This window comes from Globicatella sp. HMSC072A10, from assembly GCF_001811625.1.
GTDB classification, from domain to species: Bacteria; Bacillota; Bacilli; order Lactobacillales; family Aerococcaceae; genus Globicatella; species Globicatella sanguinis.
Map to the genome: position 1 here is coordinate 1 of NZ_KV805815.1, position 434 is coordinate 434.

The 434-nt window shown below is 44.7% G+C and carries 1 protein-coding gene; it reads right to left on the reverse strand.

Features of this window, described 5'->3' with window-relative positions:
* The coding region (locus HMPREF2811_RS10015) for a transposase (RefSeq protein WP_141749315.1) at window positions 1-434 on the reverse strand (434 nt) is incomplete at both ends.

Sequence of the window (434 nt, forward strand, 5' to 3'; positions counted from 1 at the left end):
CCCCGATGAATCATCGGTGTGTTTTGTGACGATCGTTTTCCCGACTGATTTTCCTTCCAGGATAAGCCGGCGTACTTGGCAATTTTTGCTTGAGAATCAAAGCGTTCAATCTGTCCGATTTCAGCGATGATTCCAGCAGCATAGACCGGACCAATACCAGGAATAGAAGTTAAGCACTGATATTCTGGTAGGATTTGAACAATATCTTCAATCCCTTTGTCGAGCTCTTTGATTGCTTTTTCAAGCGAGCGAATCTCACGGACTAAGACAGCCAGCACGATATCAATGGATTGGGCATGGACCTTAGAGAGACGATAACTCGATCGAATGGCTTTTTGGATTGTTTTAGCTAAGTCTTCGGGTGCTTTGAAGCGTCCCCGTCCAAGCTTTTGAATCAATTGGCCAAGTTCTTCTAAAGGCATATTAGCCAGGTC